General features: G+C 70.7%; 14 protein-coding genes and 1 pseudogene. 6 read left to right on the top strand and 9 right to left on the bottom strand.

Going from position 1 to position 16,079, the window contains the following annotated elements:
• Nucleotides 1–32: 32 nt before the first annotated feature.
• From AB0C12_RS12105 to AB0C12_RS12090, 4 genes are all read right to left on the bottom strand, one after another.
• Nucleotides 33–701: a class II aldolase/adducin family protein gene (locus AB0C12_RS12105; RefSeq protein WP_360547138.1), complete on the bottom strand. Its 669-nt coding sequence runs from the start codon at nucleotides 699–701 to the stop codon at nucleotides 33–35.
• A 107-nt stretch (nucleotides 702–808) separates the two neighbouring features.
• A complete protein-coding gene (locus AB0C12_RS12100) occupies nucleotides 809–1,186 on the bottom strand; it encodes a metalloregulator ArsR/SmtB family transcription factor (protein WP_092549981.1) in 378 nt (125 codons plus the stop codon).
• 826 nt (nucleotides 1,187–2,012) lie between these two features.
• A complete protein-coding gene (locus AB0C12_RS12095; protein ID WP_360546878.1) occupies nucleotides 2,013–2,879 on the bottom strand; it encodes a hypothetical protein in 867 nt (288 codons plus the stop codon).
• An 89-nt stretch (nucleotides 2,880–2,968) separates the two neighbouring features.
• Nucleotides 2,969–3,943, bottom strand: coding sequence for a hypothetical protein (locus AB0C12_RS12090; protein ID WP_360546876.1), 975 nt, complete (start codon nucleotides 3,941–3,943; stop codon nucleotides 2,969–2,971).
• A gap of 347 nt (nucleotides 3,944–4,290) precedes the next feature.
• Between AB0C12_RS12090 and AB0C12_RS12085 the strand changes: the two genes are divergently transcribed.
• On the top strand, nucleotides 4,291–4,470 hold the full coding sequence (locus AB0C12_RS12085; protein ID WP_360546874.1) for a hypothetical protein: 180 nt from the start codon (nucleotides 4,291–4,293) through the stop codon (nucleotides 4,468–4,470).
• Nucleotides 4,471–4,511: 41 nt separating this feature from the next.
• Here the strand turns inward: AB0C12_RS12085 and clpB are convergent, their stop codons facing one another.
• The gene (gene clpB / locus AB0C12_RS12080) at nucleotides 4,512–7,100 is read right to left on the bottom strand and encodes an ATP-dependent chaperone ClpB (protein ID WP_360546872.1); all 2,589 of its coding nucleotides are present in this window, start codon (nucleotides 7,098–7,100) and stop codon (nucleotides 4,512–4,514) included.
• Nucleotides 7,101–7,249: 149 nt separating this feature from the next.
• Here clpB and AB0C12_RS12075 point away from each other — a divergent pair, with 149 nt between their 5' ends.
• The 4 genes from AB0C12_RS12075 (at nucleotide 7,250) to AB0C12_RS12060 (ending at nucleotide 10,870) form a co-directional block, all read left to right on the top strand.
• Complete coding sequence (locus AB0C12_RS12075) at nucleotides 7,250–8,464, top strand: sugar efflux transporter (protein ID WP_360546870.1); 1,215 nt, start codon at nucleotides 7,250–7,252, stop codon at nucleotides 8,462–8,464.
• A gap of 22 nt (nucleotides 8,465–8,486) precedes the next feature.
• The gene (locus AB0C12_RS12070) at nucleotides 8,487–8,984 is read left to right on the top strand and encodes a cation:proton antiporter regulatory subunit (RefSeq protein ID WP_212992843.1); all 498 of its coding nucleotides are present in this window, start codon (nucleotides 8,487–8,489) and stop codon (nucleotides 8,982–8,984) included.
• Between the two features lie 10 nt (nucleotides 8,985–8,994).
• Nucleotides 8,995–10,200 carry a cation:proton antiporter gene (locus tag AB0C12_RS12065; RefSeq protein ID WP_360546868.1) on the top strand — a complete coding sequence of 402 codons (1,206 nt, stop codon included), beginning with the start codon at nucleotides 8,995–8,997 and terminating at the stop codon, nucleotides 10,198–10,200.
• 223 nt (nucleotides 10,201–10,423) lie between these two features.
• A complete protein-coding gene (locus AB0C12_RS12060) occupies nucleotides 10,424–10,870 on the top strand; it encodes a hypothetical protein (RefSeq protein ID WP_360546866.1) in 447 nt (148 codons plus the stop codon).
• Between the two features lie 7 nt (nucleotides 10,871–10,877).
• On the opposite strand, the gene AB0C12_RS12055 is transcribed toward AB0C12_RS12060, so the two are convergent.
• The 4 genes from AB0C12_RS12055 to dnaK all read right to left on the bottom strand — a co-directional run bounded on the left by AB0C12_RS12055 (nucleotide 10,878) and on the right by dnaK (nucleotide 15,134).
• A complete protein-coding gene (locus AB0C12_RS12055; RefSeq protein ID WP_360546864.1) occupies nucleotides 10,878–11,318 on the bottom strand; it encodes a MerR family transcriptional regulator in 441 nt (146 codons plus the stop codon).
• A gap of 27 nt (nucleotides 11,319–11,345) precedes the next feature.
• On the bottom strand, nucleotides 11,346–12,548 hold the full coding sequence (gene dnaJ / locus AB0C12_RS12050) for a molecular chaperone DnaJ (RefSeq protein WP_360546862.1): 1,203 nt from the start codon (nucleotides 12,546–12,548) through the stop codon (nucleotides 11,346–11,348).
• Nucleotides 12,549–12,627: 79 nt separating this feature from the next.
• Nucleotides 12,628–13,251, bottom strand: a complete 624-nt coding sequence (grpE, locus tag AB0C12_RS12045; RefSeq protein WP_360546860.1) for a nucleotide exchange factor GrpE — start codon at nucleotides 13,249–13,251, stop codon at nucleotides 12,628–12,630.
• Nucleotides 13,248–15,134, bottom strand: a complete 1,887-nt coding sequence (dnaK, locus tag AB0C12_RS12040; protein ID WP_360546858.1) for a molecular chaperone DnaK — start codon at nucleotides 15,132–15,134, stop codon at nucleotides 13,248–13,250. Before dnaK ends, grpE begins: the two co-directional genes overlap by 4 nt.
• Before the next feature lie 466 nt (nucleotides 15,135–15,600).
• On the opposite strand from dnaK, the pseudogene AB0C12_RS12035 reads away from it, so the two are divergent.
• Nucleotides 15,601–16,079: pseudogene (locus AB0C12_RS12035) on the top strand (hypothetical protein); the annotation flags it as partial.

Below are 16,079 nucleotides of genomic sequence, written 5' to 3'. Positions count from 1 at the left end.
TCGGTCGGAACCGGCCGCAGGGCTTTCCGTGGTCAGACGGAGACGGCCGAAGGTGACGCGGCCAGCCGGTCCAGGAACTCCTCCGGCACTTCGCGGAGGTTGTCCAGCCGGCCCAGGGTCAGCGCCCGATAGGTCAGCGCCGCGGCTTCCTCCAGGTTGCGGGCCCGTTTGTGGGCCAGCTCGACGGAGTCGGCCATGACCACAGAGCCGTGCTGGCTGAGCACCAGACAGTCTGTGCCGTCGGCCGCCATCGCCGCCGTCAGCGCTGCCACCTCGGTGCTGCCCGGCAGGCGGAACGGCACAGTGGAGACACGCTTCAGGTAGAAGGCGTGGTCGGTCGTCACGATGCGGATGTGCTCACCGAGCGCATCCAGGAGCAGCGCCGTCTGCGGGTGCAGGTGGACCACCGCGTTCACGTCCGGGCGGGCGCGGTACAACGCCAGGTGGAGGGCGATTTCGCTGGTCGGGGCCAGCCGTGGTGACGGCAGCGGGCCGACGGTCGCGGGCGCGCCGTCGGAGATGCGTACCGGTGCGAAGCTGGTCCGGCTGAGTCTGTCCAGCCAGGCACCGCTCGCGGTGACCCAGCAGGCGTCCTCGTCGGGGATCCGGGCGGACAGATTGCCGCCGGAGCCACAGACCAGTCCGGCCTGGACCACGTCGTAGCCCACGTGCGCGAGCTGGTCGCGCAGATCGCCGGGCACGTAGTTCAACCCGTCAACTCCTCGGGTCCGGGGGGTGGATCCTGATGGAGGTGGCCCGCCTGGCGTCACGCCCCATGAACGGTGACGCCAGGCTTTGTCGGGTCTGCTCAGCGGGCCTTTTTGGTGGCCCGCTTGCGCGGCGGGGTCAGCAGGTCCGCGATCGTCGCGATCGCGCTGGGGACCAGCCGGTAGTACGCCCACACGCCGCGCTTCTCACGCTCGAGCAGGCCGGCCTCCGTCAGGATCCGCAGGTGGTGACTCACCGTCGGCTGCGACAACCCCAGCGGGGCCGTCAGGTCGCAGACGCAGGCTTCACCGTCCGTAGCGGACTGGATGAGGCTGAGCAGCCGCAACCGAGCCGGGTCGGCGAGTGCCTTGAGCACTCCCGCCAGTCGCTCGGCATCGGCACGTTCAATTGGCTCGCCGGCAAGCGGCGAGATCTGAGGCATTGTCATTTCCGCCAACGCAGTTCCCACGATCTCCATCCTTCCACCAACTGCATCGATTCTCCTGCATGTGCGCAGGAACGAACCGGCTAACTTTCAGGCCGTAAGGCCGAGATCGGTCGAACGGTAGGCCGATCGGTACGTCTGTCCGGCACCCCGCACGGGCAGCGTCCGCACTCCGATCGAACCATTCCGCGACACCGACTTCGGTCTCTGCCTCCTGCAACGCCTCAGTCGCCGTCAGGTCGCTGGTCAACGTCGTCGAGCTCTCGATCCCCGCCCCCGGAGTGAGCCGCCCCACATTGTTGATTCACGATCCGTTCCGCGGCCGTCCGACGCCCGCCCGGTCGTCGGAACTGTCCTGGTACTGCACGGTCACACGGCGTGGGTCGACAACACAGTCAACTTCACGACCCGATGAAAGCACGACACAACGCTGCGCGACGGGCAATTCAGTGATGAATTTACGCAGGTCGTGATGGGCTTCCATCACATCGAGCGTACTGGCTGCCGCAAAACTGGAACGTTCTGCCCCGCCAGGGCGGAAAGGAACTATTGACCCACGGCAAAGCCCGGCCTCAACAGTAAATATTGTTAACTGAGAGGCCCCGCGCACCCCGTTTCCGACAGGTATAGACGCAGCTCAAAGCACCTTTCCGCCGCACCCCGCCCGGGGCGGCACCCAACGACGGTCATCGAACGAGTACGCACCGACACCGTTGTCATCGCGCCACGTCTGCCCGTCCAGCGAAAAACCCGCACCGAGCGGCAAGACGAAAGCGTCCGGACAGCGGTGGCCGGCACATCCTCGTCCGTCAACGGTACCCGTTCGGGTGACGCACATCCGTCGATGCCGGTAGGCCCGTCAGCTGGACGGACGTGACCAGTACTCATCATCGGGGCCCGGTCCGGCCGGCGACTCACCCGGCACGGATGGCCCGGCGGGCCCGGCGGCGGGGGGCGGAGAGCCGTAAACCCCCGATGGTGGCGCCGAGTAACCACCCGTTGGTGGCGGGCCGTAACCGGCCGGCGGCGGCGGATATCCGCCGGGCGGGCCGTAGGCCGGGGTGCTGCCGGGCGGCCCGTAGCCGGGGACACCATAGGTGGGTGCGCCGTAGTTCGGGGCGCCCGGCTGCGGGGCGGCGAAGGGATCCGGCGGCAACGGCTTGGGCGCGCGGCCGAAGAACGTGCCCGGGCTCGCCAGCAGCAGCACCCCGACGATGACGTAACCGAGCATCTGAGCGATCCCCAGGGCCACGTTCAAGGGAATCCACGACCCCGGATACGCGTCGGAGAGCGCGGCGGACAGCGAGCCCGGCACCGGGTCGCCGGCGCGCTCCACGGCCACTGTGGCGGTCGAGGCGCAGCCGGCCAGCAGCCCCAGCCCGGCGACGACCCAGGTGGCGATCCGGGCGGCGTTGCTGCCCCGGCGCAGACCCAGCGCCAGGACGACGTAGAGCGCGAAGAGGATCACGGCGAGCACGGCACCGAGCGCGGCACCGATCCAGACCACCGTGACGAAGCCGTCGACGTCCACGCTGTTCGCTCCGCCGGCCGCGGCGCGGAACCGGTCGACCGTGCCGGGGGCGACGGCCAGCGTGGCGATCGCGTACGCCAGGCCGGCCACCGCCATGACGATCAGCAGGACCGATGCCGACGCCACCGATGCCGGCCGGCGGGGCGCGGTGGTGGGGGCCGGTGCGGCTGCCGGCGGCTGCATTGCGTACGACATGGACGTCTCCCGGGTGATCCGTTGCGGACGAACCTACCTGGACGCGCGACGCGCCGCCGGGATACCCGGCGGCGCGAGACGAGCGAGGGTCAGGCGGGATCGGTCGGCGACCGGCCCGGCTTGTCGTCCGACGGCGGCGGCGACGCGGGCGGCGACGGCGGACTCCACGGATCGGTGGGCGGCACGCTGCCCGTGTGCGGGTCGCCGCCGGTCGGGTCCTGGGCGGAAACCGCGCCGGCGCCGGAAGCGGGCGGCGGGGTCGCGTCGCCGGCACCGCCGGGCGGTGAGCTCTGCGGATACGGCGGCTGACCACCCGGGCCCGGATACGGCGGCTGGCCGGGCTGACCCGGGTACGCCGGCCCGGGGTAGCCCTGGCCGGGCTGACCCGGCCCGGGCTGGCCGGGGTAGGTCGGGTACGGCGACTGGCTCGGGTATCCCGGGTACGCCGCCGGCTGGCCCGGATAACCCGGGTACGGGTTCAGCGGGTCCCACGCGGCCTGCGGCTTGCGGAAGAAAGTGTTCGCGGCCGGCAGCGCCAGCAAAATCACCGCACCCAGCAGCGCCAGCACGACCAGCACGGTCAGCAGTGTGGAGATCGGGGTGAACCAGCCGGGCAGCTCGTCGGAGAGCCGGGCCTCGACCTCGCTGGCGCTGGGCCCCGAGGTGTTCCCGGCGTCCAGGTTCATCCCGCTGGTCGCGGCGTTGCCGAGCAGGCCGAAGCCGTTGCAGCAGAGGAAGATGCCGCCGACCACCCAGGTCGTGATGCGGGCGCCCTGCTTGCCGCGGTTGTTGTAGATCGCCAGGATGGCCAGGCCGGCGGCGAAGAGAATGTTGATCACCACGCCGACCACGCTGGCCGCCACGATGACGCTCTCGGTGCCGGCTCCCGCGGTGTCGGAGTAGAGGTCGGAGTAGACGCGCCGGATCGTGCCGATCGTGGTCAGCGACAGCACCGCGGAGATGATCGAAGCGGCCGCGCTGAAGTAGAGCAGGTACGACGAGACGGAGACGACCGTCGGGCGGGCCCGGGTGGGGGGCGTTCCCGGGTACATCGGATCAGACACGGCGTTACCTCCTAGATCCACCACGGTATCGGGCGGCTGCCAGATCCGTCGACCGGCCGACATCAAGCCCCCAGCTGTGGCAACATCGCCCGATGTACGACGAAATCGCCTGAAACAGGTCGCTCGTTCAGGGGGACGACACAGGTCGAACGTGACCCCTACACTTCCATCCGTGGCGCGCCGCAGGCACCAGAGTCCAGCGGTGACGCCCCCTGCCCGGCCGAGTCGCCGCCCCCGCCCAACGCACGCCGGGGGCCAGGCAGACCGGATACGGGCACCTTCCCGATTGCGCCGGCCGCGTGAGGTTGCCGCGGCCGTCCCAGACTCGACAAGGACCGGTGAGTCCCATGCCCCACGCAGACACCCTGACCGTCGTGCACCATGACGACACGAGAACCAGCTACACCGACGTCCGGTACCAGTTGCACCGCGACGGCATCAGGATCTGGTCGTCCGACGGCGAGCACGCCATCACGGACATCTTGATGACCCACGCCTACCGGCAACGGGAGGCGCGGGCCAGCTGACAGACGAGAACCGGGGCACCCGATCGGGTGCCCCGGTTTTTTCATGCCCGGCGTACGGACAGACCGTCCTTGCCCTCACTGAGGTCGACCCGGACCGTGTCCCCGTCGACGATCTCGCCCGCGAGCAGCGCCCGGGCCAGCGAGTCGCCGATCGAGGACTGGACCAGCCGGCGCAGCGGACGCGCACCGTAGATCGGGTCGAAGCCGCGCTCACCCAGCCACTGCACCGCGGCCTCACCCACCTCGAGGGCGAGCCGGCGGTCGGCGAGCCGGTGCCGCAGCCGGTCCAGCTGAATGTCCACGATGGCCGCCAGATCCTGCGAGGTCAGCGCCTTGAACACCACGATGTCGTCGAGCCGGTTGAGGAACTCGGGCTTGAAGTGGGCCCGGACGGTGGCCATCACCTCCTCGCGCCGTTCCTCCTCGCCCAGGGTGAAGTCGGAGATGACCGACGAGCCCAGGTTGGAGGTCAGCACCAGGATGGCGTTGCGGAAGTCGACCGTACGGCCCTGACCGTCGGTGAGCCGGCCGTCGTCGAGCACCTGCAGCAGCACGTCGAAGACGTCCGGGTGGGCCTTCTCGACCTCGTCCAGCAGCACCACCGAGTACGGCCGGCGCCGCACGGCCTCGGTGAGCTGGCCGCCCTCCTCGTAGCCGACGTATCCGGGCGGGGCGCCCAGCAGCCGGGCCACGGAGTGCTTCTCGCCGTACTCGCTCATGTCGATGCGGACCATGGCCCGCTCGTCGTCGAAGAGGAAGCCGGCCAGCGCCTTGGCCAGCTCGGTCTTGCCGACGCCGGTGGGGCCGAGGAACAGGAAGCTGCCGGTCGGGCGGTCCGGGTCGGCCACTCCGGCCCGGGCCCGGCGTACGGCTCCGGAGACGGCGGCCACGGCCTCGGTCTGGCCGACCACCCGGGCCTGCAGTGACTCCTCCATGCGGAGCAGCTTGGCGGTCTCGCCCTCCATCATCCGGCCGGCCGGGATGCCGGTCCACGAGGCGATGACCTCGGCGATGTCGTCGGCGCCGACCTCCTCCTTGACCATCGGCGGCTCGGTCTTCTCCTCCTCCGCCGCGGACGCGCTCTCGATCTCGGCCATCAGCGCGGGGATCTCCTGGTACTGCAGGCGGGACGCCTTCTCCCACTCCGCGTCGCGCTGCGCGCGCTCCAGCTCCGCCTGGGCCTCGTCGAGCTTCTTCTTCAGCTCACCGACCCTGTTCAGGCCGCCGCGCTCGCGCTCCCAGCGGGCGTTCAGGGCGGTCAGCTCCTCCTCGCGGTCGGCGAGGTCACGCTCCAGCCGCTCCAGCCGGGCGACCGAGGCGGGGTCGGTCTCCTTGGCCAGCGCGAGCTTCTCGACCCGCATCCGGTCGACCTGCCGCTGCAGCTGGTCCAGCTCCACCGGGCGGGAGTCGATCTCCATGCGCAGCCGGGAGGCGGCCTCGTCGATCAGGTCGATGGCCTTGTCCGGCAGGAACCGGTCGCTGATGTAGCGGTCCGAGAGCGCCGCGGCGGCGACGAGCGCGGCATCGGTGATCTGCACCCGGTGGTGCGCCTCGTAGCGGCCCTTCAGCCCGCGCAGGATGCCGATCGTGTCCTCGACCGTGGGCTCGCCGACCACGACGGGCTGGAAGCGCCGCTCCAGGGCGGGGTCCTTCTCGATGTGCTCGCGGTACTCGTCCAGCGTGGTCGCGCCGACCATCCGCAGCTCACCGCGGGCCAGCATCGGCTTGAGCATGTTGCCGGCGTCCATCGAGCCCTCGCCCTTGCCGGCGCCGACGACGGTGTGCAGCTCGTCGAGGAAGGTGACGACCTGGCCGTTGGAGTTGCGGATCTCCTCGAGCACGCTCTTGAGGCGCTCCTCGAACTGGCCGCGGTACTGCGCGCCGGCGACCATCGCGCCGAGGTCGAGCGAGACCAGCTTCTTGTCGCGCAGGGTCTCCGGGACGTCGCCGGCCACGATCCGCTGGGCCAGGCCCTCGACGATGGCGGTCTTGCCGACGCCCGGCTCACCGATCAGCACCGGGTTGTTCTTGGTGCGCCGGGAGAGCACCTGGACCACCCGGCGGATCTCGGCGTCGCGGCCGATCACCGGGTCGATCTTGCCCTCGCGGGCCAGCGCGGTCAGGTCCACGCTGTACTTCTCCAGCGCCTGGTACGTCTGCTCGGGCTCGGCGGTGGTGACCCGCCGGTCGCCGCCCCGGACCGCCGGGAAGGCGCCGACCAGGGTCTCCTCGGTGGCTCCGGCGTCGCGCAGGGTCTTGCCCACCGCGCCGCCGACGCGGGCCAGGCCGGCCAGCAGGTGCTCGGTGGAGACGTACTCGTCGCCGAGCGGCTTGGCGATCAGCTCGGCCTCACCGATCGCGTTGACGAACTCGCGCGACAGGCTGGGCTCGGCGGTGGAGGAGCCGCGGGCGGAGGGCTGCTGCTCGACGGCGCGTACGGCCGCGCGCCGGACGTCGGCCGGATTGGCGCCGACCGCGCGCAGCAGCGCCGACGCGGTGGAGCCACCGGTGTCGAGCAGCGAAAGGAGCAGATGCCACGGCTCGACGGTGGCGTGGCCCCGCTGATTCGCGTCGGCTACCGCACCGGTGATGACGTCGCGGCTCTTGGTGGTCAGGCGTTCGGCGTTCATGAGCTCCCCTGGATCGGATCTTCCCCAGTAGTGCAGCAATCCGAGACTTGAGCGTATTCCACTCAACTCTACGTCGGCCACTCACCCGAACCCGGGGGTAATCGGCATCACCATGGGCAATGCCCCACGATGGCCGTAGCGTGGCCGTAATGGCCCAGGAAACATCGTCTCAGCTCGGGTCACGCATCGGTCGGGCTCTGCTCCCGCTCGGATTCCTCTTCCTGGCCGTCGGCATCTCAACCGCCCTGTTCAACCCGTTCCTGTCGCTGTTCCTCAGCACGGACGTGGACGCCGGGCCCGTGAAGATCACGTTCTTCCTGATCGTCGCGCCGCTCGGCGGTGTGCTCGGCTCGGTGCTCGTCGGCCGGCTCTCCGACCGGCGGCCGATCCGGCGCCGGCTGCTGATCGCCGGCGCGGTGGCCGGCCTGATCGGCACCGGCCTGACCGCGGTCGTCCGTGACTACTGGGTGCTGCTCGCCCTGGCGGTCACCGCCTTCGCGCTGGCCGGGTCGCTGTTCCCGCAATCCTTCGCGTACGCCCGGCAGGTCCTCGAACGCGACGACCCGGCCCGCGCCGCGCTCGGCATCAGCGCCCTGCGCACGGTCTTCTCGCTCGCCTGGGTGGCCGGCCCGCCGCTGGCCGCGTTCCTGCTCGACGCCGGCAGCTTCGTCTGGGTCTACGGCACCGCCGCCCTGATGTACGCCCTCGCCGCCGTCGTCGCGATCTTCTGGCTGGACGAGGTCCCGGCGCCCGCGGCCGCCACCCCCGACACCCCGGATGCGCCCGTCGACGACCGCCTGGACGCGCCGAGGTGGACGCTGTGGCTCACCGCCGCCGCCTTCACCCTGCTCCAGACGCCGCTGACCCTCGCGGTGCAGGCCCTGCCGCTGTTCATCAGCGCCGACATCGGCGGCGACGTCGGCGACGCCGGGCTGCTGCTCGGGCTCTGCGCCGCGCTGGAGATCCCGCTGATGCTGGGCCTGGGCGTGCTGGCCACCCGGCTGCCGCTGCGCGGGCTGCTGTTCGGCGGGGCCGCCTGCGGTGTCGCGTACTACGCGCTGGTCGCCGTGGCCACCGACCTCTGGCTGCTCATCGGCGGGCAGGTGCTCAACGCGTTGTTCATCGCCGCGGTCTCCGGGCTGGGCATCTCCTACATGCAGAACATGCTGCCCCGGCAGCCCGGACGGGCCACGACCCTGTTCACGAACTCGTTCCCGCTCGGCGCGATGCTGGCCGGACCGCTGTTCGGCGTCGCCCAGCACTTCGACTACCGGCTCGCGTACTGGCTGTGCACCGGGCTGTGCGGGGCCGGGCTGCTGCTCCTGATCGTGGTACGTAACGAGCGCGTACCGCAGCCGGCCTGACTGATCCGTTACCGTTGAGGGCGTGCGCGTACGGGTAGAGCAGACTCCACTGCCGGGGATCGGTGTCCGGCACGACCTGGTGACCTCGTCGGGCCGTACGGTCGGGGTGGTCTCACACCGCAACGGCCGCCGCGACCTGGTGCTCTACGACGTGGACGACCCCGACGCCTGCCTGGCGTCGATACCGCTCACCGACGACGAGGCGGAGGCGCTCGCCGACGTCCTCGGCGCGTCCCTCATGCTCGGCCAGCTCGCCGGTCTGCGGCAGCAGGCCGCGGGTCTGCTCACCGAGCAGATCGCCCTGCCCGCCGGCTCGCCGTTCGTCGGCCGCCGCCTGGGTGACACCCGCACCCGCACCCGCACCGGCGCGTCCATCGTGGCCGTCCTGCGCGACCGCGAGGTGATCGCCTCCCCCGGCCCGTCCTTCGGTTTCGAGGCGAACGACGTCGTCGTCGCCGTCGGCACCCGCGAAGGTCTGGACGGCGTCACTGCCATCCTGGCCGGCGACACCGGCGACTGAGGCACCGCCGGTGCACAGCACGACGATCCTCTTGATCGAGGTCGGCGCGCTTCTCTTCGCGCTCGGCATGCTCGGGCGGATCGGCCGCCGCTTCGGGCTCTCACCCATCCCGCTCTACCTGCTCGCCGGGCTCGCCTTCGGGCACGGCGGTTTCCTGCCGCTGTCGGCCAGCCAGGAGTTCATCGAGGTCGGCGCCGAGATCGGCGTCATCCTGCTGCTGGTCATGCTGGGCCTGGAGTATTCGGCCAGCGAGCTCGTCGGCAACCTGCGCTCGGCCGCGCCCGCCGGCGTGGTCGACGCTGTGCTCAACGCCCTGCCCGGGGCCGGTTTCGCGTTCCTGCTCGGCTGGGGCTGGGAGGCCGCGCTGGTGCTGGCCGGGATCACCTGGGTGTCGTCGTCCGGGGTGATCGCCAAGGTGCTCGGCGACCTGGGCCGCATCGGTAACCGCGAGACCCCGGTGATCCTGTCGGTGCTGGTCATCGAGGACCTGGCGATGGCGTTCTACCTGCCGCTGGTCACCGCCGTGCTGGCCGGGGTGGGGCTGATCGGCGGGCTCAAGGCGCTGGCCGTCGCGGTGCTCACGGTGGTCGCGGTGCTGGTCGTGGCGATCCGGTACGGCCACGCGATCTCCAGCTTCATCTCGGTCAAGGACGCCGAGGCGCTGCTGCTCAGCGTGCTGGGGCTGACGCTGTTCGTCGCCGGGGTGGCCGCCGAGCTGAAGGTGTCCGCTGCTGTGGGCGCCTTCCTGGTGGGAATCGCGCTCTCGGGGCCGGTCGCTCACCACGCGACGCAGATCCTGTCGCCGTTGCGCGACCTGTTCGCGGCGGTCTTCTTCGTGTTCTTCGGGCTCTCCACCGATCCCGCCGCGATGCCGCCGGTGCTGCTGCCCGCGCTGGGGCTGGCCGTCCTGACCATGTTGACCAAGGTGCTGACCGGCGTTGTCGCTGCCCGGCGGGCCGGCATCGCGCTTCCCGGCCAGGTACGCGCCGGGCTGGCCCTGATGCCGCGCGGTGAGTTCTCGATCGTCATCGCCGGGCTGGCCGTGGCCTCCGGCGTCGAACCCGAGCTGGCGCCGCTCGCGACCGCCTACGTGCTCATCACCGTGGTGACCGGGCCGATGCTGGCCCGCCTGTCGGACTACGCCTGGTTCAAGGCAATGATCCGGAAAAGGACGACTGTGCACCGGCCGGTGGAAGCCGTTCCCGCTGTTGAATGACCTTTTCCGCGCTCAGCGAGCGCTAAGCTACTGACCAGTATCCGAAAGTGATCTCTGACGACTTCCGTAGAACACTCACCTCGCGCTAACGTGTCGCCGCGACAACAACGTGTTATCGGGTGACCAGCGACTCGCCGGATGCAGGGGGATGCCTTCCCAGCGGGTCAGCACGGCCCTCTGCCGGGGAGGACGGCGGCATGAGTGAGCTAAACGAGGCGGCGTCGTGACCGTGCGTGAGTCGGCTTTCTTCGGGTTCGTGAACCCGGTCGATCCACGGCCGGAAGAGCTGCAGGCCTGGGCCTACCACCCCGAGGCCGTGCCGCTGGACGCCATGCCGTCCGACTGGGACCTGCTCATCGCCGGTGACGTGCTCGCGCCGACCCTGTTCGAGCTGGCGATGGACCGGCAGTGCCCGGCCCGGCGCTTCGCGCTGCACTGCATGTACATCTACGCGGCCGACGGTGTCCGGCCCAACGCGACGTCGCAGCGCAAGCGCCGCCTGAAGAAGTACGTGGAGCGCGCGGAAGAGGTCGGCGACGAGCCGATGGCGATGTGGGCGCACAACTGCCGGGTGCTGATGACCCGCCCCGAGCTGTTCGAGTACGAGGACTGGATCGAGGGTGGCCTGGTGCGCCACCCCCGACGCCTCGCCGCCTTCGGCCGCCGCTGAGGGGCTCCTACCGCTCGCCGGAGCGCCGCGGGCGCCACACCACAAGCGCGGTCGACGGCCGTTCCTGTCGCACCAGGTCACGCCCCGGGTACGGCCCGACCGACTCCAGCTGCGCGATCCGCTGGTACGCCTCGCCGAGCTGCTGTTCCAGCTCGGCCACGCGTTCCTGCAGCTCGCCCACGAGCTGCTCGAGCCCGATGATCCGCTTGATGCCGGCCAGGTTGACGCCCTCTTCCTGGCTCAGCTTCTGCACCTCACGCAGCAGTGCGACGTCACGCTCGCTGTAGCGGCGACCGCCGCCACCGGCCCGGCCGGGCTGCACCAGGCCGAGCCGGTCGTACTGGCGCAGCGTCTGCGGGTGCATCCCGGCCAGCCGCGCCGCGACGGAGATGATCAGGACCTTGGCGTCGGAGGCCTGCTCCCACGAGATGCTGATCTCTTCATACATGTGCCACCTCCTGACAAGGGTCCTGACCTAGCCGCGGCGCAGCCGGGCCTCGATGCGCTCCCGCTCGGCGTTGGGCGTGAGCTTGGCGAACTGCTCGAGCGCGTCCCGGGCCTCGGTGGGCACCGCGGCCGGGGACGGGACCTGCACCTCGACGGTGACCAGCAGATCGCCGGCCTGGCCGTCGCGCCGCTGCACACCTTTGCCGCGCGCCCGCAGCGTGCGGCCGCTCGGCGTGCCGGCCGGCACCCGCAGTGTCACGGGCGTGTCCAGCGTGGGGACGCGCAGATCGGTGCCGAGCACCGCCTCCGCGAACGTGATCGGCACGGTCAGCGTGATGTCGTCGCCGGTCCGCCCGAAGATCTCGTCCGGCCTCACCTTGACCTGCACGTACAGGTCGCCGGCGGGGCCGCCCTTGTCGCCCGGCTCGCCTCGGCCGGAGAGCCGGATGCGCTGGCCGTCGGCGACCCCGGCGGGGAAGCGGACATTGATGGTGCGGTTCTTGGTGACGCCGCCGGTGCCCCGGCACTCGGGGCACTTCTCGTCGACGATGCTGCCCGCGCCCTGGCACTCGCGGCACGGCTCGGAGAAGCTGAACGACCCCTGGTTGCGGGAGATCAGCCCGGAGCCGTGGCACTGCGGACACGTGCGCGGCACCGTGCCGGGCTTGGCGCCGTTGCCGTGGCAGGTGTCGCAGACCCCCGGCGACCGCAGCGTCAGCGGCAGCGTCGTGCCCTTGACCGCGTGCGCGAAGTCGAGCGTGACCTCGGCCTCGACGTCCCGGCCACGCTGGGGTCCCCGGCGGGCGCCCGCTCCCGCTCCGCCGGCGCCACCGCCGGAGAAGATGGAGCTGAAGATGTCGGAGAAGCCCGCGCCGCCGAACCGGCGGTCACCGGACCCGCCGCCCTGACCGGCCCCGCTGAACCCGCCGCCGAACAGGTCGGACGGGTCGAACTGGGAACCGCCCGGACGGGCGCCCCGGCGGAACGCGCCCGAGCCGAACAGGGAGCGCATCTCGTCGTACTCGCGGCGCTTCTTGTCGTCGGAGAGCACGTCGTACGCCTCGGACGCGGCCTTGAACCGGTCCTCGGCGTCCTTGTTGCCCGGGTTGTGGTCCGGGTGGTTCTCCCGGGCCAGCTTGCGGTACGCCTTCTTGATCTCGTCGGCGGAGGCGGACTTGCCCACCCCGAGAACGGCGTAGAAGTCCTTCTCCAGCCAGTCCTTCGAACTCATCCAGCCCACCTCCTCCACCGGCTCGTCGTCATAGGGGCCGAGGTCCCGCCCACCGTGCGGTGGGCGGGACAGGTGCTCGTCACTCGGGGTCGGCGACCGCGACCAGGGCGGGCCGCAGCAGCCGCTCGCCCAGGGTGTAACCGCGGCGCATCACCTCGACGCAGGTCGGCTCCGTGACGTCGGCCGACGTCAGGTGCGCGACGGCCTCGTGCCGGGTCGGGTCGAAGGGGTCACCCTTCTCGCCGAACGCCACGAGCCCGAGCTTGCCGACCGACGTGCCGAGCGCCTCGGCCACGGTGGCGAACGGACCGTTCAGGTCACCGTGCTCGCGGGCCCGGTCGATGTCGTCCAGCACCGGCAGCAGCGCGGTGAGCACCGAGCCGGTGGTCTGCTCGGCCGCCACGCTGCGGTCACGGTCGACGCGCTTGCGGTAGTTGGCGTACTCAGCCGTCACTCGCTGCAGGTCCCGGGTGCGCTCTTCGAGCTCGGTGCGCAACGCCTCCAGTTCGGCGCCGAGGGCGGGCGTGTCGACTACCACGCCCTCCTCCGGCTCCTCGGCAGCGCGGTGCGCGCCTCCCGTGGACTCCTCCTCGGCCTGCTTGGCCACCTTGGTGTCCTTACCTTTCACGTCGATCTTGCGCCGGTCCCGGATGACGACGCGCTCGGTTGCCTCACCGTCGTTCCCGTCGTCGGACCGGCTCACTTCTTGTCGTCCTCGACGATCTCGGCGTCCACGACGTCGTCAGCGCCGGCGTTCGGGCCCGCGCTCGCGCCCGCCGCACCGGCACCCGCGCCACCCGGGGCGTCCTGCGTGCCGTCGGGGCCGGGAGCGCCCTGCGTGCCGTCCTGGTTCTGCTGCGCGTACAGCAGGGAACCGGCCTGCTGGGAGACCGAGGCCAGCTTCTCGTGCGCGGTCTTGATCTTCTCGATGTCGCTGCCACCCAGCGCGCCGCGCAGGTCGCCCAGCGCCTCGCTGATCTGGTTGCGCGAGTCCTCGGGCAGCTTGTCGCCGCTCTCGGCCAGGAACTTCTCGGTCTGCCACTGCAGCTGCTCGGCCAGGTTGCGCGTCTCCGCGTCCTCCTTGCGCTGCTTGTCCTCGTCGGCGTGGTCCTGGGCGTCGCGCATCATGCGCTCGATGTCGTCCTTCGGCAGCGCGGAGCCGCCGGTGATCGTCATCTTCTGCTCCTTGCCGGTGCCCATGTCCTTGGCGGCCACGTGCACGATGCCGTTCGCGTCGATGTCGAAGGTGACCTCGATCTGCGGCACGTTGCGGGGCGCCGGGGGCAGGCCGGTCAGCTCGAAGGTGCCGAGCTTCTTGTTGTACGCCGCGATCTCGCGCTCGCCCTGGAAGACCTGGATCAGCACGGACGGCTGGTTGTCGTCGGCCGTGGTGAAGACCTCGGAGCGCTTGGTCGGGATGGTGGTGTTGCGCTCGATGAGCTTGGTGAAGATGCCGCCCTTGGTCTCGATGCCCAGCGACAGCGGGGTCACGTCGAGCAGCAGGACGTCCTTGACCTCACCCTTGAGCACACCGGCCTGCAGGGCGGCGCCGACGGCGACGACCTCGTCCGGGTTGACACCCTTGTTGGGGTCGCGGCCGGTCATCGACTTGACCAGGTCGGACACCGCGGGCATGCGGGTGGAGCCGCCGACCAGGATGACGTGGTCGACGTCCTGGATCTTGATGCCGGCGTCCTTGATGGCCTGCTCGAACGGGCCCTTGCAGCGGTCCAGCAGGTCCTGGGTCATGCGCTGGAACTCCGACCGGCTCAGGGTCGTGTCCAGGTGCAGCGGACCGGCCGGGCCGGCGGTGATGTACGGCAGGTTGATGCTGGTGGTCGACGCGGCCGAGAGCTCGATCTTCGCCTTCTCGGCGGCCTCACGCAGACGCTGCAGGGCCATCTTGTCGGTGGAGAGGTCGATGCCGTGCTCGCCGCGGAAGGTCTTGACCAGGTGGTCGATGACGCGCTGGTCCCAGTCGTCGCCGCCGAGGTGGTTGTCACCGGAGGTCGACTTGACCTCGATGACGCCCTCGCCCAGCTCCAGCAGGGAGACGTCGAAGGTGCCGCCGCCGAGGTCGAAGACCAGGACGGTCTGCTCCTTGGAGCCCTTGTCCAGGCCGTACGCCAGCGCGGCCGCGGTGGGCTCGTTGACGATGCGCAGGACGTTGAAGCCCGCGATCTCACCGGCCTCCTTGGTGGCCTGGCGCTGCGCGTCGTTGAAGTAGGCCGGGACGGTGATGACCGCGTCCGTGACCGACTCGCCGAGGTACGCCTCGGAGTCGCGCTTGAGCTTCATGAGCACCCGCGCCGAGATCTCCTGCGGGGTGTACTTCTTGCCGTCGATGTCGACGGACCAGTTGGTGCCGACCTCCCGCTTGACCGAACGGATCGTCCGGTCGGGGTTGGTCACCGCCTGACGCTTGGCGACCTCGCCGACGAGCACCTCGCCGTTGCGCGCGAAGGCGACGATGGACGGCGTCGTCCGGGAGCCTTCGGCGTTCGCGACGACGGTGGGCTCACCGCCCTCGAGAACGCTGACGCAGGAGTTCGTGGTGCCGAGGTCGATGCCGACCGCTCGTGCCATGTTCGCTTCCTCGCTTCATTGCCGGTTGCAAGTCTCGGTACTCAAGTTGAGTGGACCGGACTCAATGATGCCACGACGATCCAACTCCGCAAGCCAGAGTTGAGTCAAGGCGGCGCAAGTCACTGTCAGCAGGTACCTGTCCGGTCACGGCGACGGGGTACCTGTTGTGGGGAATGCATAGATCAGGCACGCTTTACCCGTGACGACGCACGGTGACGCGGTCGGTCCGTCGGCCACTCCCGCCGTAGCCGACCCACCCCCCACAAAAGCCCAGTCCAACGGCGCGCCCGCAGCTGCGGGCGCCAGCAAACCCGACAAATCATCCGGTACGGTCGCAGACGCGACAACCGCAGGTCCGTCCGCCCAGGCCGACGAGGCCGACAGCGGCGCGCAGCCGGAGCCTGCCGCCACCACGCCACCGAAGCCGGAATGGCCGCCCACCACGGCCGCGACCACGGGAAACGTCGTGACGACGAAGTCAAAGCAGCCGGCCGGGGAGCAGCTCCCCGACGAGCCGACCACACCAGCCGGCACCGCACCTCCCGGTACGCCGGAGAGCGCTCCCGCGGCGACCGCGCCCGGCGCCACGGTCCAGAGCGGGGAGGCCGTCGGTTCCGCGTCGGCCGACAAACCGAAGTCCACCGACGCGGCGGAAGCGGATTCCGGCGCACCCGGCCCGCCCGCATCCGGCCCGCCCGCATCTGGCCGGTCCGCTGCCGGCCCGTCGGCCAAGCCGAAGTCCACAGCCGACATCGAGTCCGAGGCGGCCGCTGACGCCGAGCCCGTGGCGGCCACCGAGCCGCCCCCGAGCATGAAGTCCGCCGGTGAAGAGCCGGCCGCCGCCAACGACAAAACCACGCCGGTCAGAAAGCCCGACGCGAGCGGGGCGACCCTCGCCACGGAGCCGACCGCCGGCGACGAGCCGACGCTGGTCGAGGAGCCGAC

This window comes from Actinoplanes sp. NPDC048967 (assembly GCF_040649415.1).
Classification (GTDB): domain Bacteria; phylum Actinomycetota; class Actinomycetes; order Mycobacteriales; family Micromonosporaceae; genus Actinoplanes.
This window is presented reverse-complemented; position numbering and strand designations above follow the sequence as displayed.

Excerpts from the sequence above, each read along its gene's own strand:
- AB0C12_RS12100 (WP_092549981.1), bottom strand. The coding sequence starts at position 1,186 with ATGGAGATCGTGGGAACTGCGTTGGCGGAAATGACAATGCCTCAGATC.
- AB0C12_RS12095 (WP_360546878.1), bottom strand. The coding sequence starts at position 2,879 with ATGTCGTACGCAATGCAGCCGCCGGCAGCCGCACCGGCCCCCACCACC.
- AB0C12_RS12085 (WP_360546874.1), top strand. The coding sequence starts at position 4,291 with ATGCCCCACGCAGACACCCTGACCGTCGTGCACCATGACGACACGAGA.
- clpB (WP_360546872.1), bottom strand. The coding sequence starts at position 7,100 with ATGAACGCCGAACGCCTGACCACCAAGAGCCGCGACGTCATCACCGGT.
- AB0C12_RS12075 (WP_360546870.1), top strand. The coding sequence starts at position 7,250 with ATGGCCCAGGAAACATCGTCTCAGCTCGGGTCACGCATCGGTCGGGCT.
- AB0C12_RS12055 (WP_360546864.1), bottom strand. The coding sequence starts at position 11,318 with ATGTATGAAGAGATCAGCATCTCGTGGGAGCAGGCCTCCGACGCCAAG.
- dnaJ (WP_360546862.1), bottom strand. The coding sequence starts at position 12,548 with ATGAGTTCGAAGGACTGGCTGGAGAAGGACTTCTACGCCGTTCTCGGG.
- dnaK (WP_360546858.1), bottom strand. The coding sequence starts at position 15,134 with ATGGCACGAGCGGTCGGCATCGACCTCGGCACCACGAACTCCTGCGTC.